General features: G+C 39.9%; 23 protein-coding genes. 6 read left to right on the top strand and 17 right to left on the bottom strand.

The window, feature by feature from the left end:
- Nucleotides 1-11 precede the first annotated feature (11 nt).
- A complete protein-coding gene (locus tag M1D52_RS06700; RefSeq protein WP_437391894.1) occupies nucleotides 12-1,544 on the bottom strand; it encodes a RagB/SusD family nutrient uptake outer membrane protein in 1,533 nt (510 codons plus the stop codon).
- Nucleotides 1,545-1,561: 17 nt separating this feature from the next.
- Nucleotides 1,562-4,654, bottom strand: coding sequence for a SusC/RagA family TonB-linked outer membrane protein (locus tag M1D52_RS06695; protein ID WP_437391892.1), 3,093 nt, complete (start codon nucleotides 4,652-4,654; stop codon nucleotides 1,562-1,564).
- A 122-nt stretch (nucleotides 4,655-4,776) separates the two neighbouring features.
- Here M1D52_RS06695 and M1D52_RS06690 point away from each other — a divergent pair, with 122 nt between their 5' ends.
- Entirely contained in the window at nucleotides 4,777-5,145 is a 369-nt protein-coding gene (locus tag M1D52_RS06690; protein WP_437391890.1) for an ABC transporter permease, read from the top strand.
- Between the two features lie 112 nt (nucleotides 5,146-5,257).
- On the top strand, nucleotides 5,258-6,247 hold the full coding sequence (locus M1D52_RS06685) for a GlxA family transcriptional regulator (RefSeq protein WP_437391889.1): 990 nt from the start codon (nucleotides 5,258-5,260) through the stop codon (nucleotides 6,245-6,247).
- Between the two features lie 52 nt (nucleotides 6,248-6,299).
- Here M1D52_RS06685 and gap read toward each other — a convergent pair whose 3' ends face one another.
- From gap to M1D52_RS06655, 6 genes are all read right to left on the bottom strand, one after another.
- Nucleotides 6,300-7,298 carry a type I glyceraldehyde-3-phosphate dehydrogenase gene (gene gap / locus M1D52_RS06680; RefSeq protein ID WP_013668276.1) on the bottom strand — a complete coding sequence of 333 codons (999 nt, stop codon included), beginning with the start codon at nucleotides 7,296-7,298 and terminating at the stop codon, nucleotides 6,300-6,302.
- 142 nt (nucleotides 7,299-7,440) lie between these two features.
- Nucleotides 7,441-7,899 (bottom strand): MaoC family dehydratase, encoded by a 459-nt coding sequence (locus M1D52_RS06675; protein ID WP_130856527.1) that lies wholly within the window; start codon nucleotides 7,897-7,899, stop codon nucleotides 7,441-7,443.
- A 421-nt stretch (nucleotides 7,900-8,320) separates the two neighbouring features.
- Nucleotides 8,321-8,827 (bottom strand): hypothetical protein, encoded by a 507-nt coding sequence (locus tag M1D52_RS06670; protein WP_437364622.1) that lies wholly within the window; start codon nucleotides 8,825-8,827, stop codon nucleotides 8,321-8,323.
- Between the two features lie 187 nt (nucleotides 8,828-9,014).
- Complete coding sequence (locus M1D52_RS06665; RefSeq protein ID WP_041388762.1) at nucleotides 9,015-9,389, bottom strand: DoxX family protein; 375 nt, start codon at nucleotides 9,387-9,389, stop codon at nucleotides 9,015-9,017.
- Between the two features lie 164 nt (nucleotides 9,390-9,553).
- A complete protein-coding gene (locus M1D52_RS06660; protein ID WP_013668280.1) occupies nucleotides 9,554-9,712 on the bottom strand; it encodes an LPXTG cell wall anchor domain-containing protein in 159 nt (52 codons plus the stop codon).
- Nucleotides 9,713-9,913: 201 nt separating this feature from the next.
- The gene (locus M1D52_RS06655; protein WP_437391887.1) at nucleotides 9,914-11,191 is read right to left on the bottom strand and encodes a Gfo/Idh/MocA family protein; all 1,278 of its coding nucleotides are present in this window, start codon (nucleotides 11,189-11,191) and stop codon (nucleotides 9,914-9,916) included.
- Nucleotides 11,192-11,403: 212 nt separating this feature from the next.
- Between M1D52_RS06655 and M1D52_RS06650 the strand changes: the two genes are divergently transcribed.
- Nucleotides 11,404-12,168 carry a DNA alkylation repair protein gene (locus M1D52_RS06650; RefSeq protein WP_149106232.1) on the top strand — a complete coding sequence of 255 codons (765 nt, stop codon included), beginning with the start codon at nucleotides 11,404-11,406 and terminating at the stop codon, nucleotides 12,166-12,168.
- Nucleotides 12,169-12,221: 53 nt separating this feature from the next.
- Here M1D52_RS06650 and M1D52_RS06645 read toward each other — a convergent pair whose 3' ends face one another.
- The 3 genes from M1D52_RS06645 to M1D52_RS06635 all read right to left on the bottom strand — a co-directional run bounded on the left by M1D52_RS06645 (nucleotide 12,222) and on the right by M1D52_RS06635 (nucleotide 13,863).
- The gene (locus tag M1D52_RS06645; RefSeq protein ID WP_130856524.1) at nucleotides 12,222-12,650 is read right to left on the bottom strand and encodes a molybdenum cofactor biosynthesis protein MoaE; all 429 of its coding nucleotides are present in this window, start codon (nucleotides 12,648-12,650) and stop codon (nucleotides 12,222-12,224) included.
- A 123-nt stretch (nucleotides 12,651-12,773) separates the two neighbouring features.
- Complete coding sequence (locus tag M1D52_RS06640) at nucleotides 12,774-13,298, bottom strand: chromate transporter (protein ID WP_246860326.1); 525 nt, start codon at nucleotides 13,296-13,298, stop codon at nucleotides 12,774-12,776.
- 25 nt (nucleotides 13,299-13,323) lie between these two features.
- Nucleotides 13,324-13,863, bottom strand: a complete 540-nt coding sequence (locus M1D52_RS06635) for a chromate transporter (RefSeq protein ID WP_289552288.1) — start codon at nucleotides 13,861-13,863, stop codon at nucleotides 13,324-13,326.
- A 371-nt stretch (nucleotides 13,864-14,234) separates the two neighbouring features.
- On the opposite strand from M1D52_RS06635, the gene M1D52_RS06630 reads away from it, so the two are divergent.
- A complete protein-coding gene (locus M1D52_RS06630; RefSeq protein WP_437391885.1) occupies nucleotides 14,235-15,332 on the top strand; it encodes an acyltransferase family protein in 1,098 nt (365 codons plus the stop codon).
- An 11-nt stretch (nucleotides 15,333-15,343) separates the two neighbouring features.
- Here the strand turns inward: M1D52_RS06630 and M1D52_RS06625 are convergent, their stop codons facing one another.
- Nucleotides 15,344-15,847: a hypothetical protein gene (locus tag M1D52_RS06625; RefSeq protein ID WP_013668288.1), complete on the bottom strand. Its 504-nt coding sequence runs from the start codon at nucleotides 15,845-15,847 to the stop codon at nucleotides 15,344-15,346.
- Nucleotides 15,848-15,849: 2 nt separating this feature from the next.
- Nucleotides 15,850-16,317, bottom strand: coding sequence for a MarR family winged helix-turn-helix transcriptional regulator (locus M1D52_RS06620; protein ID WP_013668289.1), 468 nt, complete (start codon nucleotides 16,315-16,317; stop codon nucleotides 15,850-15,852).
- A 234-nt stretch (nucleotides 16,318-16,551) separates the two neighbouring features.
- Here M1D52_RS06620 and M1D52_RS06615 point away from each other — a divergent pair, with 234 nt between their 5' ends.
- Nucleotides 16,552-17,040, top strand: a complete 489-nt coding sequence (locus tag M1D52_RS06615) for a DinB family protein (protein WP_437391882.1) — start codon at nucleotides 16,552-16,554, stop codon at nucleotides 17,038-17,040.
- A 33-nt stretch (nucleotides 17,041-17,073) separates the two neighbouring features.
- Here the strand turns inward: M1D52_RS06615 and M1D52_RS06610 are convergent, their stop codons facing one another.
- The 3 genes from M1D52_RS06610 to M1D52_RS06600 all read right to left on the bottom strand — a co-directional run bounded on the left by M1D52_RS06610 (nucleotide 17,074) and on the right by M1D52_RS06600 (nucleotide 22,051).
- The gene (locus tag M1D52_RS06610; protein ID WP_437391881.1) at nucleotides 17,074-17,685 is read right to left on the bottom strand and encodes an FMN-binding negative transcriptional regulator; all 612 of its coding nucleotides are present in this window, start codon (nucleotides 17,683-17,685) and stop codon (nucleotides 17,074-17,076) included.
- 173 nt (nucleotides 17,686-17,858) lie between these two features.
- Nucleotides 17,859-19,061, bottom strand: coding sequence for an inositol-3-phosphate synthase (locus M1D52_RS06605; protein WP_013668292.1), 1,203 nt, complete (start codon nucleotides 19,059-19,061; stop codon nucleotides 17,859-17,861).
- 422 nt (nucleotides 19,062-19,483) lie between these two features.
- The gene (locus M1D52_RS06600) at nucleotides 19,484-22,051 is read right to left on the bottom strand and encodes a TonB-dependent receptor (RefSeq protein ID WP_437391880.1); all 2,568 of its coding nucleotides are present in this window, start codon (nucleotides 22,049-22,051) and stop codon (nucleotides 19,484-19,486) included.
- 404 nt (nucleotides 22,052-22,455) lie between these two features.
- Between M1D52_RS06600 and M1D52_RS06595 the strand changes: the two genes are divergently transcribed.
- Complete coding sequence (locus M1D52_RS06595; protein ID WP_437391879.1) at nucleotides 22,456-22,956, top strand: hypothetical protein; 501 nt, start codon at nucleotides 22,456-22,458, stop codon at nucleotides 22,954-22,956.
- 22 nt (nucleotides 22,957-22,978) lie between these two features.
- Here M1D52_RS06595 and M1D52_RS06590 read toward each other — a convergent pair whose 3' ends face one another.
- Nucleotides 22,979-25,084 carry an HRDC domain-containing protein gene (locus M1D52_RS06590; protein ID WP_437391878.1) on the bottom strand — a complete coding sequence of 702 codons (2,106 nt, stop codon included), beginning with the start codon at nucleotides 25,082-25,084 and terminating at the stop codon, nucleotides 22,979-22,981.
- Nucleotides 25,085-25,134: the final 50 nt, after the last annotated feature.

Here is a 25,134-nt window from a genome sequence, read left to right as displayed (position 1 = left end):
CATTTGGTACATTACCAATTGGGATTTTGAACCATATTTGGATTTGTATTCAACTCATCTTGTGGAATTGGAAACAGTTCATGGCGTGGAAGCGTTAAAAACTGTCGGCCCTCTTTATCACTTACCGCTATTTCATCCGCTAGTTTACCCCAACGCCTTAAATCATAAAATCGCAATCCTTCTCTAAAAAACTCGAGCATGCGCTGATGCATAATCTCTATCATCATAGCCTGCTGGTTTTTCCCCGCCGCAAGCGGAGCGAGTTTAGCACGCGTTCTTATTCTGTCTATAAGCGGATATGCTTCTTCTATCCGCCCCAATTGCACCAAAGCCTCAGCCCGCATTAACAAAACGTCTGCAAAGCGAATGACTTTTTCATTATTCTCGGAAATAAAAATTCCTTCATCATTATTTCTCCAATTTTGGTATTTACGAATCATGGCATTGAAGCCGAATTGTTTCTTAATTGTTGAAAAAGGACGATTGTAATACAAGGCCCCTGGGTAGTCCCATACCAACGACGCATACATACGTGCGTCGAAATCACCATCCGCTGTTTTTTCCTGTTGGAAAGCCTGGAATATCTTGTTGGTAGGAAAAGCTTCAAACCAACCGGCAACTTCGGCCGGTGCGAATTCCTGTGCCACCGTGGTGCCCTGCGACTCATTAGCATTCTCTCCTGCCCAAGGTTGCGGTCCGCCCACATTTTGCATTTGAACCTCAAACAGGGATTCTTTGTTGTTATCATAGGCGGCCATAAAATTATGCTCGTAATCATCCAGCAGGGTATAATCATAAGGAGCTTTCGTTATAATGTCCAACTCGTTTGCTGCATCTTCCCAACGTTCCATATATAAATAAACTTTCCCTAACTGCGCAATGGCAGCTCCGCTGGTTGCTCTACCAATGTAAACATCCGAATAGTTGAGCGGCAACGTATTCTTCGCTTCTGTAAGATCCGCAATTATAAAATTCCAAAGGTCTGTCTGATTGGCAGGGGGCGCAAAATATTGTTCGCGCTCCTTCGGTACAGAAGAAATAAGCGGTACGTCTCCAAAATTGATAATCAGATAAAAGTAGTTCAAAGCACGGAGAAACTTCGCTTCTGCTATTAGCTCTGCTTTTTTTGCTTCATCAATCGATGCATTAGGCGTATTTTCGATCACTTGATTTGCCCGAAAGATTCCTCTAAAGAAACCGTCATAAATATCTCTGGGGGTTGTAGTAGTAGGATTATTAGTAAAAGTAGATAACTGATAAAGAGACTGCACATCATTTCTGATAAAAAAATCGTCGCCTCTCCCATTTGACAGTTCCACCCCTCTTACTCCGAAATATCCGCGATTAATATCTTTTAGCACTTTATAGGTAGCGGCAAGGCCGCTTAATACGTCTTCTTCATTTTTCCAAAAATTAGCATCCGTCTGCGTATTTGGATTTTCCAACGACAGTTTATCCGTGCAGCCTACTGCAAATATCATCACACTGACGATCAACACAGCGGTAATTACACGCTTTACTTGTGATATATATTCAATATTCATTTTCTTAGATTTAGCTTTTAAAAAGAAACCTGTACACCTAGCATGGCAGTTTGTGCCAATGGATAAGCAATATGCCCAAAATCAACTCCTCGATTTAAAACGCTCCCCGTCCTTCCCAAATCCGGGTTATAGCCTTTATATTTTGAGATCGTGAAAACATTATCCAAACTCACGTAGAATCTACAATTGTTTATCTTCAAATGCTCCAATGTGGCAGATGGAAGTGTATAGCCGAGCTGTACTGTACGAAGTCGCAGGTAGGATCCGCTTTCTAAAAAACGGTCGCTGGTTTGGCTATTAAGATTCGGGTCATTTATCACTGCCCGAGGCATATTTGTATTCGTGTTCTGTGGAGTCCATGCGCTTAGCGTAGTTTTCAGGTAATTAAACTCTAAGTTCATGCCTTCTAAATCTTGGCGTAAACCATTATATATTTTGTTGCCGTAAGTACCCTGAAAGAACAAGTTGAGGTCGATATTCTTCCAGCGCAAATTCCCCCCAAATCCGTAGCTGAATTTAGGATTCGGGCTCCCGGCATATTGCCGATCATTTTGATCGATTTTACCATCGTTATTAAGGTCCCTGAAACGGATATCTCCCGGTTTAGCATTCGGTTGAATCAGTTGACCATTTAAGCTATGCTGCTGTACTTCCTGTTCTGATTGAAATATACCATCTGCATGAATCAAATAGAAAGCTCCAACTGGCCAACCCGCTTGCGTTACCGTTGCAGAAGCGCCGTGATGAGTTGGCTGCCCCCCAAAAATCTGTTGAGACCCGGTGCCGAGTGCCAACACTTCATTCGAGATTGTTGAAAAAGTGGCATTAATGCCATAAGAAAAATCACCTTTTTCATCGGCAAAGGAAAGATCTGCTTCAAAACCTTTGTTACGTATGCTCCCTGCGTTGATAAACGGACTGGCGGCACTGGCTCCGGTAGATAAGGGTATGGGAACCTGCAAAAGTATATCATTGCTATTTTTCACAAAATAATCAGCGATCACCGATAGCTTGTTATTGAAGAGCCCTAAGTCTATACCCGCATTGTACGTTTCCGAGCTTTCCCATCGTATATCCGGTGTAGCAAAAGCCACCTGTGTTGCACCTGGCATCAAATGTTGATCTGCTCCAATGACATAGTTGATATTAGGGTTTATATTGGCCAGGAACTGATAATCTGAGATTTCCTGGTTACCTAGCTTGCCATAACCTGCCCGAATCTTGAAGGAACTGATTGCCGGAACGGCATCTTTGAAAAACGACTCGTTCGACACATTCCAAGCGGCCGCTAAAGAAGGAAAATTACCGTACTTATAGGCTTCACCAAAGCGAGAGGAACCATCTCTGCGGATAATTGCGGTCAGCGTGTATTTGTCATCAAAGGTATATATTAATCTTCCAAAATACGAAATTAAGGTGTTCTCGAGCGCATTACTGCCTGTAACAGTATTAGTGGTTCCGGCATCAAGCACCTCAATTCCTCGGGGCATACCACTTTTACGCCCGCTCAGCTCCCGATATCTTGTATTCTGATAGGTATAACCTGCCATTCCCTGTAAACTATGTTTGTTCCACTGTTTATCGTACGTTAACGTGTGCTCTTGCAAGATAACTTGTTTTTCCGTACGTCTTTCATAGAGGTTAGCCATTCGATTAATAAATAAGGTACCTACTTCATAGGGATGCTGATAAGCGAAATCCTTCCCATAGGTTCGGGTATATCCTGCATTATATTTATATTTTAATCCGTCAATAATACTGACCTCCGCATAGGCGTTGATAAGAGCATTAGCCACTGAGTATTCCGGCCTATCCAAATGCAGTTGAGCAAGAGGGTTAGCTACGTTGACCACGGGACCATAAGCTCCGCCAAAACCTCCAACGGCATCTGGATTGTATATATCGAAAACAGGAATCATTTTAAGAGCTGCACCAACTGGACCGCCACCCTGGCCTCCCCAACCTCCAGACATGTTTCGCCATTTTTCGTCCGAGAGAATAATAGTTTCCCCAATCTTTACACGGCCTTTGGTAAGATCTGATTTGATTCGCAGATTATATCGTTCGTACCCAGTGGTACGAACGATCCCTTCTTGACCAAGGTAATCTCCCGAAATACTATAGTTATAATTTTCACCCCCACCGGCAGCATTCATATTGTAATTTTGCATTGGCGACTTGTGGAAGATTTCATCTTGCCAATCTACATCTGCTAACTGTGCATAGTTTTCCGCAACTTCAAGACGTGCTAAACCAGCATTATCGTGTGCTGCATTGCTTACTGATGCCCATTCCTGCGCATTGAGGACGTCTAACTTCTTGGCCAATTTTTGAAAGCCATAATAAGCATTAAGCGCAATAATATGATCTCCTTTTTTACCTGACTTGGTTGTTACCAATACGACGCCATTAGCTGCACGCGAACCGTATATAGCGGCTGCAGAAGCGTCTTTTAACACGTCCATGGATGCAATATCATTAGGTGCTATGTTATTGATGTTATCAACCTGTACACCATCGACAATGTAAAGTGGGTTATTATTGTTCAACGATCCTGTTCCGCGAATCAGTACGCGCACACCCGATCCCGGATTGCCACCCCCTGATTCTATTTGTACACCGGCTACTTTACCTTGAATGGCTTGCCCAACATTACTAAAACCCTCAGACACAATATCTTCAGCCGAAATAGACGCAATTGCTCCAGTTATATTTGATCTTTTTTGTGTACCATACCCAACTACTACTACTTCGTCCAACGTTGTATTATCGGTTGCAAGTTGAATATGGAGAACCTGTTGCTCACCTATTTTTACTTCTTGGGTAATATAACCGATAGCGCTTATTACCAGCACATCTTGTGAGTTAGCACTTAATTGAAAATTACCTTGCGAGTCGGAAGACGTCCCTTTGGCAGACATTCCCTTAACCGTAATCGAAACTCCAGGAATAGCTTGTCCTACAGGGTCGGTGATCTTCCCTCGTATTTGTTGTTCTCCGTCGTCCTGTGCACTTGATGCAAGTGGAATGAGAAAGCAAAGGATACAAAGAATCGTCCTGGACAAAGTCCGTGCACCCTTCTGATTGAGACTTGATTTAATTGGTAGCATAAAAGATTTATTTTGGTTAAATGATCGCCCCCGTGGTATTGCAAAACTACGTTGCGTCGATCCGCAAAAAATAGACAATTGTGGGTAAAAGATGGAAAATATTCTTTTGATCTACTTAGGGGATGACCACTCCTATTGAATGGGGACTGGTCATTGTTCTTGCTTTGCTGTTTACTTTGGCTATATCCTGGTTATCGGCCATCTTAGGCTTATTCGTTAAAAGTTTGGAAGCAGCACAATGGACAGGGTTTGTCGTAATTTTCCCACTGACATTTGCCTCTAGTGCCTTCGTCCCTACTCACACCATGCCTAAGGCACTACGCTTTTTCGCTGAAAATCAACCACTCACACACGTTATCAACGCCATGCGTGCTTGGCTGGCAGGAACACCATCTGGAAATTCGACCTGGTTGGCGTTTATTTGGTGCATCGCTATTATTGCTATAGCAATGCCTGTTGCAACGTGGATATTCAAACGTCAGGCGAACTAGGTCATTCTTACTTAGTTTATAAGGAAACTTTAATTAATTAGTAATGGCAGAAAAACATGATTTTTGTATTTTCTGCCATTTTACCTATTTTCGTTCTCTTTAAAAAATAAGCGTGGATAATACGAAACATATTGTTATTATAGTTCCTCCAATGACTTCTATTTTAGACATAGCAGGTCCTTTGGAAGTTTTTACGAAAGCTGCCGACTACGTCAGGGGGCATAAACCCGAAATAAAGAGAGCCTATGTTACCCACGTCCTTTCGGCGGATTCATCCTTCGTAGTCAATACATCGGCGGGTTTGCCCATTGTTTGCGAGGGAGGGATTGACTCGATCGATTACGAAATAGATACCATCTTATTTGCCGGAAAAGGCAATGCCGGTAGCTCCATAATCGAGAAAATCGCTAGTTGGCTCAAAGAAAATATTAGTAAAATACGCCGTATAGGATCCATTTGTGCCGGTGCTTTCATTTTGGCGGAAGCTGGCCTATTGAATGGCAAGCGAGCGACTTCACATTGGCAGGTTTGCGATAAAATGGCGTCGCTCTATCCGGAAATAAAAGTAGAAAAAGACGCCATCTATGTCAAGGATGGGAATTTATATACATCTGCAGGTATCTCCACCGGTATGGATTTATCACTTGCAATGGTAGAAGAAGACTTCGGTCGTGATATAGCCGTTATGGTAGCAAAAATATTGGTCCTATACCTAAAACGCCCTGGAAATCAATCACAATTTAGCAGTATTCTCATGCATCAAACGGTGGATTACGAACCTATTAAAGTTGCCCAAGATTGGATTATCGATCATTTGGAGGATGAGCTGAGCGTAGCGTTCTTGGCTGAGAAAGTTTCTATGAGTCCTAGAAACTTCGCGCGTGTCTTTTTACGAGAAACCGGAATTACCCCGGCAAAATATATTGAAAAAATACGACTTGAAATGGCACGCCGGCGATTGGAGGAAACCCAATTGACATTGGACGAAATCTGCTGTGAGTGCGGAATCGGAAGCACCGAGGGACTACGCCGCTTGTTCTTACGTCACTTGAAAACAACTCCTAGTGACTATCGCAGAAACTTCACTACCGCAATCGCTTAATTATCAGCGAGAACGACAATTTACAGTCAGTCCCCGCTGAGACACAAAAGTTCTATAAGGAACCGAAATAGGCCACCGTGCGAACCATTTGCGATACAAAAGACATTTCATTATCATACCAAGAAACAGTTTTTACTAACTGTTTGTCGCCAACCGTTACAATCTTTGTTTGGGTAGCATCGAAAAGCGAACCATAACGTATGCCTAGTGTATCTGCCGAGACAATGAAATCTTCTGTATATCCGTATGATTCATTAGCTGCGGCTCGCATCGTTGTATTGATTTCTTTTGCACTCGTTTCTTTCTCAAGTATGGTAAACAATTCAACAACGGATCCTGCATGGACAGGAACCCGTTGGGACGAACCATCAAGTTTTCCCTCTAATTCAGGGATCACTAGGCCTATCGCTTTTGCTGCTCCCGTGGTATAGGGAATGATACTGTCCCCCGCTGCTCTCGATTTACGATAATTTCCTTTTGGATCCGGGGTATCCATTAAGGGTTGTGAGTTGGTATAAGCATGAATGGTTGTCATTTGGCCGGCAATAATGCTAAAATTATCATTCAGTACTTTAGCCATCGGTGCCAAGCAATTCGTTGTACAAGAAGCACAACTGATTAGTTTGTCGCTGGCGTTAAGCAGCTGGTGATTTACATTATAGACGATTGTCTTAACGTCTTTATCAGATGGTGCGGAAATAATCACTTTTTTAGCCCCCGCCTCCAAGTGCGCCTTTGCTCTCTCTTTGGATTCGAAAATTCCTGTGCATTCCAATACCACATCAATATTATCATCTCTCCATGGCAGCTTTGATGGCTCACGCTCCGTGTACACCGTGATTTTCTTTCCATCAACAACAAGGGCATCTGTAGTGTAATCAACATCTTTTTCAAACCTTCCATGTATGGAATCGTATTTCAGCAAGTAAGATAACATAGAAGGATCTGCTAAATCATTAATAGCAACAACTTCCAATTTATCATTATTCACCATTTCACGGAGTGCTAAACGACCGATACGACCGAACCCATTAATTGCAACTTTAATCATAACTTTATCTTTTTAGACAAAGCTACCATTCCTTATTCATGTCAGAAAAGACAAAAAACCAACAATTTCTGCCAACTAATAGATATAACGGACTTCCGGTAAAGTAAGGCCGATCTTCATTTGCCCTCTCAACCGCAAGGGGCTATATAAAATGGTATAAGAATACTACATTACCCGTATACGCTGGTTTGGGTTGATCTTTAATAGCGAGCGTGGCTTCAATAACAACTTTGGTAACACCTCTCAAATTAACAGCGGAAACAAGTTTTGCTTTTAACTGAACTTCATTATCTACTAAGACCGGCTGTCCAAACTTCAGGTTTTCTATACCATAATTTATTTCCATTTTAATATTCCGTACATCCGCAATCTGCTTCCATAAATATGGAATTAATGACAGTGTTAAATAACCATGAGCAATGGTACTTTTGAACGGCCCCTCACTTTCGGCTCGCTCCTTATCTACATGTATCCATTGATGATCTAATGTCGCGTCGGCGAACTTGTCAATTTGCGATTGATCTATTTTATGCCAATCGGAAACACCAAGTTCCTCTCCCACATGCGATTGATACTCCTCAAAATTATTGATTACTAACATATATATTTAAATGGTTAATGAATATTTCCGTAAACGTTTTTTGGCTCTCGACTCAAGGTCAACGGCATAAAAGTATTGAAAAAATATGAAATGACAACGGGGTCTCTTATAAAGGAGATTTATTTCTGTAAAGTATATTTACAAAGACTGTTCTTTTCAGGATTCAACCTTCAAAACAGCCCATTACTATAAACAAGCTACAATTTCATACTTTTAAAGGTTCCGCGTCATATACCACCTCCTATTTACACACTTCCATTCTCGCACCTCTTCAATCTCAATGACATATTCGCCAACCAAAGTGGTAGGGTCAATAGGGGAACGATGATTCAGGACAGGGAATTTTTTTTCGGCATCAACCCGGTTGTTTGTGGTGAAATAAGCCTAACGCACAATGAAATACCAACAGACCATCTAAATCTTACAATAGTATTTTTAGCAGATTTTTTCTACCAAGTATATGCTCGTTTTCGAAATATTCAAAAGGGTGACTTTTAACCTCAATACTACTCATGGAATAGTAATAGGGCTTACATATGTCATTACTTTTTATTTGGTTAATAGAATAGGACAATTCCACCCTCCCGAAATTAGCTACGTCAATGCTAAATGGGTAATCTCCTTCTCCTGTCTCCGGAATAATCAATATAAGTGTACCATTTAATGGATTTCTATCGTTGTTAATAATCATTTTGGGATATGACTTTACGATATTCGCAGATGTTATTTTAATAACTGCGGTATCCAGCTTATTAGCTATAATAATGTTTTCACCAGTCTGTTTGTTAACGAACACAAATCCAATTTGTTTTGGCTGTGATTCGTTTAACAAACCTTCACATGGGCTTCTTTCTGCTTTTTTGCAGCTAAACCCCAAATAAGTAACTAATAAAATTAACATAAATAAGGCATAGGTTTTCGTTTTCATTATTAAGGTCTAATTATTAATATCATATTTTAGGTTGCCGTTTACTGAATGACGAAAAATGTCTTGTAAATGCTACTCTTTAGAAAAAATAAACAAGTGGCTTCATTTGAAGGAATGCCACCTGTTTGATCTGTTTCTAAAATTTTTCTTAGAATAATAATCAGTAAAATTCGCTATTGTTCTGAAGTTATTCACTTACAAGAACCTGGTATTTTTTCCAATTATCAAAAATCACCCAAAGATTTATTAAAAACATAACACCGGCAATCGCCAATCCAGACGGCATATAGACGGCATTGTGTAATATGACACCTACCATAACAGGAAGAATCACAATGGCTCCAAGAGCTCTTGTCCTGGGCAGGATAAACAACAATCCGCCTATTACTTCTATGGCACCTATTAAAGGGAATAACCACTTAATCTGCATAAAGGCCTGTCCGACCTTCAACATCTCACCTTCCATTGGCGGAACGGGCATGTAGTGAAAAAATTTGTCCAATCCGGCGTTGATGAACATCAAGCCAAATAACACGCAGAGAATAGTTTTTACAATTTTCATATTGACTAATTTATAATTTATCGGCATTTGTCCACTTCTAATTTGTTTAATCACGGACATATTTTATTTGCCATTAAGCTTAACAAAAATAGTAAATTACCTGTTACAAAACAGTAGTGATTACGGCAAAGGAAGGGGGCGTCTACGACAAAAAAAGAACGCTGCTAAACCTGCTCATCTTTATGTTTTTCAGGGTTGACGTCTCGTAAATGGATGGTCCTCTCCATATCTTTCCGATCTCTTCGATTTTTCCGAAGGAACCATATAAGTATTGCTATTATAGCAATACTTACTAATGTAATAATGATGATGTTAGTTTCCATATTGATTCTTTTCAACTTCTATCCACAGCAACATATTTTTCTTCTTATTGTTCTCTTTATCAATATTTTGACACGAATAGTGATTTCCGAATCAATGAATTACGATGAGTTTAATTTATACCTAAAACCTTATAATATGAACGACATAAATGGTGGAGCCAAAGTTCTTTTTCCGAAGCCCGTAACAGATTAATGTTCCAGTTAAAAATCGTTAAAATCCCAGTTTCCTCGATATGGTCTTGACAACATTCCATTTGCATAGGCATTATCAAATATTTCCTTCTTAGGATCCCACTGTAAAGACTTCTGTAATTCATAAGCAATATTCACTGCATTGCAAACTGTTGCTGTGCGATGCCCTGTTTCTACATCCACAATAGGTTGCTTTCTGGCCTTAACAGCATTAATCCAATCTTGATAGTGATTTTCACTATGGTATACTTTCTTATCGCTCGCCTTAAGTGTGATTTTGGCTAGCGGCTCGGGTTTTGAACGAAGGAATTCTCTTGCCACTTCAATCGTCCCATTGGTACCTACGAATTGTATTGCATTACCTTCTATCCATCTTTTATGATTTACCTGAACGCCGTTCGCATATTTAAAATACAAACCCTCTTGTGCGAGCGGTTGTTGTGGAGGCACAAACTCTACAGGCCCCGATCGGTCCATATCCAGAGCCCACTGGACAATATCGAACATATGAGCGCCCCAATCCGTTACATAACCGCCACCAAAGCCGTGGTAATTTCGCCAGCCGGCCCAGCTTTCATCACCTAAAGGTGGCGAAAGTGTGGGATGGTACCCCCGATACAAGGAAGGGCCAATCCAGTTATCCCAGTCCAAATAATCCGGTGTCGGCAAAGTTGGTAAATCGCATGCCCTGACAGGTCCACCAATCGAAACGTTGATCTCTTTAATCTCTCCGATACAGCCATTTCTTACCAAATTCACGGCATCTCTGAAATATTGTTGAGATCTTTGCATACTTCCGGTTTGAAAAACTCTTTTATACTTACCAACGGCATCTACCATCGCTCTGCCTTCCGCAATGGTTAAGGAAAGAGGTTTTTCACAATAAATATCTTTTCCGGCTTTTGCCGCATCTACAACCATTTGGGCGTGCCAATGATCCGGAGAAGCAATCACAACCGCGTCAATATCTTTCCTATCTAACAGCTCGCGATACTGTCTGTAGGCTGCTACTTCTGCTGCTGCCTTCTTTTTATTTTCGACAATAGCAGCTTGAACAAAACGTTGTAACTTCTGCTTATCCACATCGCTGGCGGCTAGTACCATAGTCTCCGGACATTTAGCGATAGCCTTAAGTAAGTAACTATTCTGTTTTCCGGTTCCTATATAACCTAAATTGATCCGATCGCTGGGCGCTAAAAAGCCCTGACCGCCCAATACATGCCTCGGCAATATGGTAATACCAACCGCCCCGATTAGGGTGTTTTTAATAAAATCTTTTCTTTTCATTTTGGTTTACTTAAAGGCGTTCTGGTTTATTTAGCATATAACTGACTAAGTACGTACAAGATAGCAAATCTAAAAGAACCAAGCAATAATTTGTTTTCTAACAAGTGTCCGATTTTTACAATTAGATTCACATGAGCTATCTTAACTTAGCTGTCGGAAAAGTTGTACAGCAGTTGTTTTCGCCTTGGTAGACAAGAAATACTTTAGACAATATGGGAACTAGTTATAGTATTACAGACAAATTTGGAGAAGATTTAGCATGTCTTCTAGCAGAAAAGATAGTAAAACGATATACTGACTTTCAATCAGCGGCTTTTATTAAAGAGGTTGCTGTCAGCACAAAGGGCAAAACTTATACCCAACGGGTGGAGGTGATTGCTGATTTGTTAGATATTCATTTACCGTTTGCATACAAAGAAGCTATTCATATACTACTTTCCATATTAGGAGAAGAAAATCCGAAGGAGACGGGAATGTTCACCAATTTTTACTGGGTTTTACCCATCGGTAAATATGTAGAAAAGTACGGCTTATCAGATTACAATGTTTCTATGCGAGCAATTGCCGAGATAACCAAAAGAAACACAGGAGAATATGCGATACGTCCCTTTATAAGAAACTTCCCTGCACATACGTTGCAAATAATGGAAAAGTGGGCGCAATCTGACAATTTTCACTTGCGGCGCTTGGCATCGGAAGGATTGCGCCCAAAACTACCATGGGCTACAAGATTAGACACCTTTAATCATTGTCCTGAAAAAGTTTTTAAAATTCTGGAAATATTAAAAGAAGACCCTGTCTTGTTTGTGAAAAAATCTGTTGCTAACCATCTAACCGATTGGCTGAAAGTAGATAAGGATGCTACCATGCCTTTACTTAGAAGATGGGCAACGTCTAATAATAAACATACTATGTGGATCGTAAAACGTGCAAGTCGGAAAATTGACTTATTATTAGCTGATACAGTTGATAGGTAGCACTAAACGCACCTTGAAAAACTTGAATTAGCTAAACATAGAATTTACGCTGCCTATTGGTTTATCTTCCACTGATATTTCTGATCGTCGAACAGTTCTTTACCCCAAATGGGTAATTCGATCTTGATTCTCTCAACTACTTCCGTACATGCTTCAATTGCTGCCTTACGGTGCTGTGAAGAAGTGAATACAAAAAGGCAAATTTCTCCCGTCTTCACAACGCCTAAGCTATGGTGTACGTGCATACACGTCAACGCATACTTGTCGAAAATCTCTTCACGGATATTGTGCATTTTTTCCAATGCCATTTCTTCATAAGCAGTATATGCTATGGCAACAACTTCCTTTCCATCAATTAAATCAGCTCGTACCTGACCTAAAAAAATATTATGAGCCCCTATTTCTGTTTTCGTGGCATGTTTGGCAATGCTTTCTGAGATGAATGATGGACTTATCGGGCCATGTTGAAATATCTGTTTCATTTTTATAAATATAACTATGCTAAATTAGTAATTTATGTGCAAGGTTTTAATAAATTCATCTAATGCAGCAAGTGGATGCGATAGCGTAGTTAAAGCCCAAAACACAAAGTATTTCCTCAATGATTAATATATAAAGATTCCTATAACCGCTGCAACGGCTATTACAAAAACCGGATGTAATTTATATCGAACAGATAGGAACAGTGCCCCCAGAAACAGTAAAGGACTGAAGTAATCTATAAAGTTTTCGTGGTTCATTAAAGACACCGCTGCAAGTCCTATTAATGCAACGCTTAATAACCGAACTCCAGTCATGGCCCAGGCAAAATATTTATTGCTTCGAAAACGACTAAAAAAGTAAGATATTAAGATAATCAGAATAAACGAAGGTAAGCATAAAGAGAAGGTGGCTACGACTGACCCCAAAATAGACACAAAGGGAGAGCTTCCCGAATTTTCAAGGGCTGTATATCCGGCATAGGTCGCTGTATTTATCCCAATTGGTCCGGGCGTCATTTGAGATACCGCTATTAGATCGGTAAATTGCTGTTTCGTCATCCAATTGTTTTTTTCCACAACTTCGTCCTGAATCAATGAGAGCATGGCATAACCACCTCCGAAGCCAAAAACACCAATCTTTGTAAACACCCAAAATAGTCTAAAAAAAATCACCCTATCTCCTCTTATTTTTTTCTTTGAAAATATTATAGATTATTCCGGCAATACAGCCAAAAACAACAATGAAAATTGGCGATACATGTCCTTGCCACATTATGAGTAATGCCACAATAGGTATAATCGCTGTCTTATAAGTAAGTTTATTAGCTTTTATCGCCGAGAAACAAGGCGCCACAATAAGTGCGACCACCGCTGGACGCAGGGCTTTGAATGCTTTTGTGACCCATATATTTTCCTGAAATCTACTAAAAAAAGCAGCTATCATAATGATGATTGCAAAGGGCGCTACAATAGTTCCTAATGCGGCTATCGCACCACCCTTTAGCCCGTTTATTTTATAACCTACAAGTGCAGCAATGTTAGTAGCAAAAACACCTGGTAAAGATTCCGTAATGGATAGCAATTCATAAAATTCTTCCTTAGACAGCCAACCTCGGGACACAATATCCCGTTCTATTAACGGGATAACTGCATATCCACCACCAATTGTAAACAAACCGATTCTAGTGAAAGTGACAAATAATTTAAAGAACATTCAAACTAAAAAAAGGTAAAAAACTTCTGTACAACGTCTTCTCTTTTGTTATACCGGGGTTATATTTTATCTTATAAAGATACAAAAAAAGGCGCTTTTTTGGGCAATTTTTAATAAAAAAGAAATATAACCTAAAGAATAAAAAAGATGATAATTTCCGCTTCAGAAAACAACTAGCCTAATAAGTTCAGAGACAATCTATCGATGATAGAGCCATATATTTTCAAATTAGAAAAAGCAAATCGGATGAGACGAAATTTAGAAAAACTGAGACAGACGTTCACGATAGTCATCCATTTTTTGACTTTATTTGTGAGATGCTTTAGGAAAGATATTTCTTTGAATGTCCTGCGAGTTTCCACCGATTAAACATGTATAAAACAAAACCGAATTTTAGCCTTTTAAAGACAAAGCAGCATCTTGAGATTCTGGACGGATTAAGGGGAATCGCCGCAATAGCAGTGCTCATATTTCACTTCATGGAAATAGCTACTCCGGACTATCACGATAATTTTATAGCACATAGCTACTTAGCGGTTGATTTCTTCTTTTGTTTATCAGGCTTTGTGATTGCATACGCCTACGATAATAAGATGGATAGCATCGGCTTTATTTCGTTTCTTAAACTAAGGCTCATACGCTTGCACCCGCTCGTTATTATCGGCTCGATCATCGGTTTACTTGGTTTTTTGTATGATCCCTTCAGCGATCTGTATAAAGAATTTAGCCTCATTCAGATTGCGCTCATGTTTGCAAGCTCTTCCTTATTAATCCCATATCCTACAGTGCCGGAAAGATACTTTAATTTATTTCATTTAAACCCACCCACCTGGTCATTATTTTGGGAATATATTGCGAATATTTCCTACGCTTTATTCCTTTATAAATTCCGTAACAAGATACTGTGGTGTCTCACCGGCATTGCAGCTCTTGCGCTATGTTACGAAGCCTATCGATCAAACTACTTGGGTGGGGGATGGGGAGCAGACAATATTCGAGGTGGCGGTATCCGTATCTCTTACTCTTTCTTAGTAGGCATGCTAGTTTATCGTTCTAACTGGGTCATCAAAAATAGATTAGGATTTATCTTGCTTGGAAGCTTACTCGCAATTACTTTCTTTATTCCTTTTTCTGAAAAAATCAATTGGGTGTTGGATCCGTTTATTGTGACCTTCTACTTTCCTTTCTTAATTGTGCTCGGTGTAGGAGTTAATGTTCCATCATCTTCCAATAATATCTGCAAATTTTTGGGAGATATTTCCTATCCGCTTTATATGATTCATTATCCGTTTATCTGGATATTTATGAGCTATGTGGAACAGTCCCATCCAACTTGGTCTCAATTACGTATCATTGTACTTTTAGCAGTCATCACTATAATCATTTTCGCCTATTTCGTTTTTCGCGTACTGGATCTTCCAGTACGAACCTACCTCAAAAATAAATTCAAGAGAGATTGGGATAAATAATAAAAAGCGCTTTATCGAGTTTTCATATTTATAATGGATATACACAATGGTATTAAACCACATGATATCAAAATAAAAATGCTTACGCGAATATAGTTAAGTGTTCGCCAAAGATTTGCCCTATCCAACAAATCGGTTTCTGAAGCAGCTCCATTGGCAACATCTTGGAATGTCATAATGTTAGGTGCAAAATACATCAGTGTCCAAGCTCTGACTGCCATATGCAAGAAGAAAAGAAGCAGCAACCAATTTCTAATGGGCATTATTTTCCAACAAAAAATGAGTGCCACTACAAAGGTGATCTCGTGAATGGTATGGACAACAATCCAGAAAGTCTTTAAGTTTAGGCCATACCTTCCTCCCAGTAACTGAAAGGATTCAGGTGGTGAAGCTGTCCATTTAGGAACAATCACTGCAGTTTCAAAAATTTGCGCCCCATTCATCAGAAAGTAAACAAGTGTCGTAATGAAGAGCCATGTCTCAGCCCTTACAATATAATTTGCGCCGTATTCCATATTTATTGTTTTCTTAACTGTTCAATCATTTCATTCATAATATCAATGGCAGAAGTAAAATACTTTTCAAGTACGGTGATTTCTTGATCGGAAAAGGAATTCACCAGCTTAGATGTTTTTTCATTTAATTTATCAAAAAAGGGATTTAATAGCTTTAAGGTATTTTTGGTGTTCGGCACAATAATTACTTTGCGTCTATCCTCGCTATCAAACTTCCTTTTGACTAATTTTTTTTTCTCCAGCCGATCTACCAAGCCTGTGACAGCCCCTGTTGTCAGACCTGTTAATCTGGAAAGCTCACCGGCAGTCATTTCTCCATTTTGTATTATAAAACCTAAGTATTTATGATCTGTACCCGATAATCCTATTTCACGAGCAATCGCTTCGTGCATTAATATAGAGGTGTCTGAATACTTCCTGCTGAGGGATCTAAAGTTTTGAGCTTGCTGCTCTTTCGTTCTATCGGTCATTTCAAAATATATTAGCAACTAAATATCTTAGTTGCAAAGATAAAAAACAAAATCATACAAATCAATTCATTTTTTTCCCGAGGTTAAGAGTAGAGCTGCTCATGTATCTTAGTTCTGCCTGAAAGCAAGCCGCTTTCTTACTTTTTCAAGTTGCCTGCTGGCAAAAATTCGTGGCAGGTTTTAACATTTTGCAATTCCTTAAAACAAAATCGGCATCTAAATTCTTTTATGTGCATGGAAATCTCAACAAATAATATCGTCGCGCAAGTAAAAGAGCAGTTATTAGATCGTTTTGTAACGAGTGGCGCACATGTTGACCTCTTCGACGCAATACATGGGCTTTCTTGGGAGCAGGCCGGACAAAAAAACGAAACTTTTCCTTATAATATTTGGCAGCTAACAGAACATATTCGTATTTCTCAATTTGATATATTGGAATTTTGTCGCAATCCGAGTTACCGGTCTCCTGACTGGCCCTCAGGTTACTGGCCTAAACAGAGTAGTCCAAAAAATAGCTTGGAGTGGAAGCAAACGCAGGATAAAATTCGGGAAGATCAGCAGGCCTTCATCGAATTAATACGAGAAAGCATGGAAATTTTTAAACGCTTTGATCACGGTACGGGGCAAAGCGTGTTTAATGAGGCCTTGTTGATTTTAGATCACAATGCGTATCATGTCGGACAAATCGTCCTAATTAGAAAAGTAAATGGATGGTGGCATTAATGCTGAATGTATTTAAGATAAGATCAATCGTATTTACAACTCCTTCCGCATATACATTGCTAACTGCTGATCACTTAAATCGCTATCGGACTGTAAGTCATTAATGATTTTTTCCCGTTCCAAACGCGTTTTATTCTGACTTAGCTTTTTAACTCCTTGAATATTCGATACTTCTAATTTAAACGCAACAATGCCCTTAATCATTCGGTCGATATATTCCTTTGGCAACGATTTCCATTGCTCATTATAGTCCTTATCATAGAAATTGATAGTAGCATTAAGTACCCGTAATATTTCTTCCCGCTCCCATATTAAACTAACGGTTCCATAAACATGAACCGCAACATAATTCCACGTCGGGACGCTTTCTATCTTTTCATAATTTTTAGGCGAAATATAAGCATGCGGCCCCGAAAACACCACTAAAACACTCTTTTCTTCTATCGACTTCCATTGCGTATTCGCTTTGGCAAAATGCGACTTTAATATTAATTGTCCGTTTTGGTGTTCAATGGCGAAGGGTAAGTGCGTTGCCACCGGAACCATCTGCTCATTCCCATTTATGATAAGACCAAAACTGTTCGCTTTTATAAACTCCAGTAAGGCATCTTGGTGTTTAAATACAAAATTTTTCGGAATATACATCTATTTCACCGTCTTTAGAACAATTTTAACAACATCTATTAGAAGTATGGTGTTTCCTCCCGAAAGTAGCATTGCGAAAAGAGGAAGCTTTCGTGAATTATCCTAGAATCCTATAAAAAAACGGCACGTACTTATTCATGCACTTGCCGTTTCCTGTCTAGTTTACGAAAGATTTACTCCGTAACCAATTGGGTATTTTTAAGCTGACTCCTTGTAGAAGTTGTCAATTCGCGTTTTGCTAAAGCATGACATTCCTCCAAAGCTTGGCTGAACATCATTTGTTCAGGAGGAGTTTTCTGAGTTGCGGCAGACGGCCCACGTAATGCTCCGACGATTCCCAATTCCCTAGCTACATATACATATCGTATAGCATCAATTACGACGCCAGCGGAATTTGGAGAATCCTGAACAGATAATTGTGCGTCTAATATCACCGGTGCCCCCATAAACCCTTCGAGTTCTAACCTAAAATTGGCCACTTTGTTGTCTCCATAATAAGCAATATACTCCGATGGCCCTGCGTGCAAAAAGCTATTCTCAGTAGATATGTTCCTGATATCGTTTTGTGCTCTAATAACATTCTCTTTGGAAATCTTCTTCGATTTCAAGCGATTCTTGTCTTCCATATTCAAAAAATCGGTATTCCCTCCAATATTTCTTTGAATATGGGCTTTTACGTGATGTCCGCGCGCAAACGCAAGTTCTTGCAGCATTTGCGATAAAATACTCGCTCCGAATTGGCTTCTCATATCATCTCCAATAATCGGAATGCCTGCATCAATAAATCTTTGCTCCCAGGCAGGATCAGAAGCAATAAATACCGGAATACAATTTACAAGTGAAATGCCTAGCTCTAAACAAATTTCTGCAAAAAATTCCGTGGCAATTTGTGAACCAACAGGCAGATAATTGATCAGAATCTCAACCTGATGCGCCTTTAGCTGGTTAATTATCTGCTCACGGAAGACTTCAACAAGACCTTTGTCATATGTTGAGCTACTATCGAGCATATCTGTGGCTTTCAATGATTCCGCAACTTTGAATCTTTGCGCCTCCGGGTAGGAAGCCATCATTGGTGAAACACCATCAAGAACAACGGATGGATATATGGGTGCATTGGAGCTGATTTGATCATATAAAACCATTGTACAATTTGGTTTCTCAAAAATAGCATCTTTCAAAGTTTTTCCGATTTTCCGCTCGTCGACATCAAATCCGCAAACAAATTCAATGTCAGCAGCACGATATCCTCCAATGTCATCTGTCATTAAGCCAGATTTTTGATCGGGGTGGTTAGTATAATACTCAACACCTTGTACCAATGAGCTTGCGCAATTTCCTACACCCAGGATTGCGACTTTTATTTTATGTTCCATTAGTTAAAATATATTATTTTTTTTCATGTAAAACAAGTATTTAAAGTAAGTTTGCGGACGGATACAACTTATTACTGCTTCTCTAAATTACCTGTGGTTAAAATTATTGGTTCCAAAGGTAGCCAATGGTTTAAAATTCTCATCGAATAAAATATCTTTTTTTTGAAAGTTTTACTTTTTTATTAACATAGTCAAGATATTGGTATATTCTAAATGTAAATATCGGATAATTTTCCGTTATAGTAAGGCTATGAGCAAGTTATAGACAGTGAGTTTTTTTCAAAAGATGCGAATTAAATTGGTAGTAGGTTATCGGAAACAGATACCGGATACCATATCGGTTTTAGCGACGATCAGCCCCCAATAAGAAAAAAGGGCCTTGAGTCAACTATCAAGCCCCTTTTTATTTCAGATCGGTAAACCTATCGTACCGTTCTACCAAAACTGTAACGAATAGTCGCTCCAAATGTACGTGGGTCACCCAGCACAGCAGCATAGTGACCAGCATTGCCTGCAGCGGGAAGCAATTGCTCGAAGTAATCTTTATCTAGCAAGTTTCTACTCCAGATAAAGAACGATACACTTTGACTCGCTTGAAACCCGAGTCGCGCGTTCAGTAAAAGATAACCGTCCACATTTAAATATTGAGATGGAGACGGGCTCGATGAAAATGAAGAACGAAAATAAGAATCAATCGCGAAAAAGTAGCTCCCGCCTAAAGTAAGGAATTTACCCGGAATGTCAACTTGTCCACCTAAAGATCCCGCCCATTTTGAAATTCCAGGCAGCTTGCCGCCTGAAATATCCTTGAAGGCAGACTCTCCGCCCGTTTCTTCTAACGGAACAGGTGCATTTTTAAAGGAAATGTACTTACCGTCGGTATACGAGAGCGCTCCATATAATGAAAAAACGTTGCCAATAAACACATTACCATCAAGCTCTGCTCCGCGTACCCTCACTTTTTCTGCGTTTGCTAAATAACCACGATTTACGCCTACTTCCGCGGTTTGCACTTGCGTTTGAAAATCTTTGATATCTGTATTATAAACAGAAAAATTTAAAGTAGCATTGTCCAAAGGAGTAGTTTTTATCCCAATTTCGTAATGTGTAACATATTCCGGTTTAATTTTTGCCAGTTCCAGCATTGGCTCACCGTTATTAGTAGGTAACCCCCCGAGGTTAAGTCCTACCGGTTTGTAGTTAGTTGAGAAAGTAGCGTAAGAATTGATACGATCATTGGGTTTATACGCTAGGGTTAGTTGGCCGGAAAGATTCGTATTATCGGTATTTGCGTTAAATACCTGATCCGTATAAACTGCTCTTTTAATTGCCAAAAGGGCTGGGTCATCGGTTTGAAGCCCTCCATAAGTTTGGCGGTTGAAATCTACTTTTTTGTCATCGTAATTAAACCTCAGTCCTGGCAATAGATGTATTTGGTCTGTGATCGACCAGTCGAGCTGGCCAAATACTGCCCCACTAAAAGACGTAAGCTTTGAATATGTCCGAATACCGTATCCATCGAGCAATCCCGGTGTGGCCCATAAATCACTCGTTGAATTTTGCGAGAACCGCCATTGCGCTGCACCTGATTCCTCCGTATGGTATGGATCTGTCTTCAATCGTTGTCCGATCGCATAAACACCAAACACTCCACTTAGACGGGATGAAAGATCACCGGCATAGCGAATTTCCTGCGACCATTGTTGATGTTTGGAAGGCGCTTGTGAGAGCGATAAAACTGGGAGCCCTGTAAAATCGCGATCGTTTGAGGGATTCCAGTTCCAATATCGCCACGCGGTCGTTGAAGTCAATGTACCTGATCCGATTTTAATATCTGCATTCAAAGAAACACCTCCTAAGTCATTATCTGATCGCCAAGGTGTGTCGTGGTCTATTTTTCTATCAAAAGGATTACGGCTTGGTAGATTATATCCCAGATCGGCAATAATTTGTTCAAATTGCCGATAAGCTGCTCTTTGTGTAGGAACTACCCCGGCGACAACTTGGGCATAACCATTGGGACGCTGTCTTGACACATCACCCGCAAATAGAATATTGACGTTATTGGAAGGTGCATAAAGTAATTGTCCTCGAAAGCCTAAATTATTAAGATCATTTACGTTTTGATCGGTAGCGACGTTATATAATACACCATCGCGCTGCGTACCGGAAAAAGAAACTCGGGCTGCCAAATTTTTCGTCAGGGGACCGGTAACGGAGCTTTTTGCCTGGACATAACCAAAATTTCCATAGCTCGCTTCGAAATTAACCTCCGGTGTAAAGCTAGGTTTACGAGTAGTGATGTTGAAAGCTCCTGCTGTCGTATTCTTTCCAAATAGCGTACCTTGGGGACCTCGCAGCACCTCTATTCGCTCAACATCAATAAAATCGAGTGTAGTTGCTGCTGGGCGTGCAAAGTAGACGCCATCGACGTAAAAACCTACACCGGGGTCTATGCCATCATTCGTAAGTCCAAACGTCGAACCTAACCCCCTAATATTCAAAGTCGTATTTCTAGGATTAGATGAATATAATTGCACCGCTGGCACCAATTCTTTTAGACGATTAACATTGAATGCACCTGCATTTTCAACACGAGCTCCGCCGACAACAGAAATAGGAATGGGAACATTTTGCACACGTTCTGTACGACGCCTAGCCGTTACGGCAACTTCTGAAAGCTGGAAATCATCGGCAAGTAATACAATATTGAACTTGTTTCCACTCGCCTGTTGGACCTGCACTTCTTTTGTTCTGAATCCTACGGAACTGACAGAAAGTGTAAACGGCAAAGTTGTTGTCCCTTGAATGGTGAATTCACCATTAACGTCAGTAACAGCTTTTAAATTAGTACCCTTTATTAATACTGTTGCACCAAGAATAGCCACATCATTGGCATCTTTAACAATTCCCGTGACCGTTTGCTGTGCAAAAACAAACTGCGAGATTAGTGTGATTAGAAAAAGGAAAAGTAGCTTTTGTTTAAACATAATAAAATCTATAGAATAAGTAGACAAATATAGATATTCTTTTGATATTCCGTAGATTTTATAGAAATAATGAGGACGCTTATTAATGCGCATTTATTAATGGAGATGACGCTATTTTATCCAGGACAAATTACCATGGGAGAACATAAAGTAATTTAACACCAAGTAATCTCTGCGCTTATGTTTTGTATTCTTTTTCGGTTGATAGAATGCGATAACAATGGTGCGGAAATGCAAAATGTAAACAAAATTTTGTTCTTTTGTGTAGATGTTGCCACTTGCACTACGTTAATAACCGGTTATGAAATCATCATTATATTATTTAAGTCAACTGTTCTCTCAATAAATCCGGTGCCTGCTTGTAATAGACAAGCCTTTATGGTCATTGAAACAAATTTATAGCAATGAAAAATCAATCTGATTTACGGTTATTACCTGTGGTCGTACGAATTTTTATCGTCGGGTTAATTGTAGGAACGTTGGATATAACTGCAGCCTTCATAAAATACTATTTAGAAACGGGAAAGAACCCGCTGTTTATTTTCAAGTATATTGCAAGTGGGGTACTTGGTTCAGAAGCTTTTTTAACAGGAATGCCGGCAATTCTCCTCGGATTATTTCTACACTACGGTATTGCGCTTTCATTTACGATAGTTTTTTGTGTAATATACCATCGGCTTCCGATTATATCGAAATATAAAGTGTTATCCGGTATCTTTTTTGGCTTTTCGATTTGGATTATCATGAATTTCCTGATCGTGCCACTAAGCAGCACTCCGAAGGGCGAGTTTAAGGCAGGTAATGCAATAAAAGAACTCCTAATTTTGATAGGCATGATCGGCTTACCACTACCCTTCCTAGCAAATTGGCTTGTTTTTAACGAACGAATCCTTAAAAGGGTTTAGTTATTAAAAAGTTTCCGGATCGCTAACCGAACAGATCACGTTCTCCGTAAAACTGACGAATAATCTTCACAAATTCATCTCCCAATTCTTTGGCTTTTCCGACCCCTATACCTTTAATTTGAGCTAACTCTCCCAAGGATTTTGGCGATTTGGCTGCAATAGCGATACAAAGTTGTTCACTCAAAATGAGATAGTCTGCAACCCCTCTCTTTTCGCTATTTTTCGTTCGCCAAGCGAAAATTTCGTCGAGTAATAAGGGATTAACCAAGTCGCTAATTTTAGGTTCGTTCACCCCTTTTTTTCCTACTTGATAAACCGGAACGTAATTTATGGCAGCCTCCATCGATACTGATGATAATTTTTGGCTATCGACTTGGACCGGATCAATCTGTAAGACGGCCAGTTTCCCTTTCAGATGCATTACAAACTGATTGTATATCTCAAAAAATACAGGGTCGAGTCCCTCTTCTATTGGTAACGTTAGTATTTCTTTTACCATATCCAATAGCAATTCGACTTTGGGCTTGAAATAGGTTACCGCTTGTTTTAAGCGAAGTGTAAAATTGCCTTGCGCCAACGGAAGCCGGTAATCTAAATTATTCAATTCTCGCCTCAAGAATTTGTCAGCCACTTTTCTCACCTGATCGACTAAAAGCTGCTCAATCTCATTCACACGAGTGGCAACGGAAACCTCATTGACTGAAGATTGTAACATGGACTTTAAGAGGTTCCATTCAATTTCGATGTTCTTAAAGTCAAAGATATCCGCAATTAACTTATACTCCTGTTCTAACATCGCATGGCTTAGCAAGTCAGCCTCTTCACTTTGCATTCGACTTTGATGCATAAACGAAGTTATGCGTGCATCTGTCATTACATTCTCGGCTTTTACGGGTGCCTTTAATATCAATCCTTCCAAATTTCTACACCGGCTGAGCGCCACATATGTTTGGCCGTGTGCAAATGCAGCCTCCACATCGATCACCGCTTTATCAAATGTCAAACCTTGACTCTTATGAATAGTAATTGCCCAGGCCAGTTTGATTGGATATTGCGTAAAAGAACCATTGGATGATGACGCTATTTTCCCTTCCAACTCATTGAGAGCATATTTGGTGTATTCCCAAGTCTCCGGCATCACGTCAAATATAGAATCATCATCTAGAAAGCGGACCTGTATACTGTCGTGTGTTGCCTTTAAAATGCAAGCCGTCCGCCCATTATAATATTGCTTCTTACCACTTGAATCGTTTTTTATAAAAATAACTTGCGCACCCACCTTAAGACGTAGTTCCGGTTCAGCAGGATAGGCGTCTTTAGGAAAATCGCCGGCAATAATCGCCTTATAAACCATGATCTCTCCTTCCAAATCTCTTAAGCGGGTCTCGTTGATCTCTCCCACAGAGCGATTATGTGTCGAAAGCGTAATATAGTCAGTCAGCTCGGCAACAGCCATTCCCGGTTTAAATTGCCGATTCAAAACAGAAAGAAGCGATTCATCGACATTGCCATCCCTTATGCTGTTTAGAATGTTAATAAAAGTGGGATCTGCCTGCCTAAAAACTTCCGTAAGTTCGAAACTGACTAACGGAAAAGACGCAAAAATCCAACTACTGAAAAAATAGGGGCTGGTATAATACTGCTTTAAGATAGGCCAATCATTCTGATAAACCGGAGGTAATTGATAGAGATCGCCAATCATGAGTAACTGAACGCCGCCAAATGGCCTGTCAGAACCTTTAATACTTCTCAAAATCAAATCAATTCTGTCAATGACATCTGCGCGAACCATACTGATTTCATCAATAATGAGCAACTGTAGACTGATGAGCATCTTTGCTTTGTCGGGCGCCATGCGAACCGCCTTATGATCTTTGAAATCACCGAGATCTTTTCGAGGAATCAGCGGACCGAAAGGTATTTGGAAAAGCGAATTGATAGTAACACCACCTGCATTTAAAGCAGCTATTGCGGTGGGAGCAACTATCGCGATGTTCTTTGCTATAGTAGTCTTTAGATAGTGAAGAAAGGTAGTCTTGCCCGTTCCTGCTTTACCTGTTAAAAAAACGGGCTTATCCGTTTTTGTTAAAAAATCGATAACGCGCCTATGGATAACATTTAAGTTCATATAATTTACGATGTATCTGCGAAATTCGTAGCAAGACTCGTCAGCAAAGG

The organism is Olivibacter sp. SA151 (assembly GCF_054130995.1).
The sequence above is the reverse complement of the archived record's forward strand: the minus strand, read 5'-3'. Positions and strand labels throughout refer to the sequence as shown.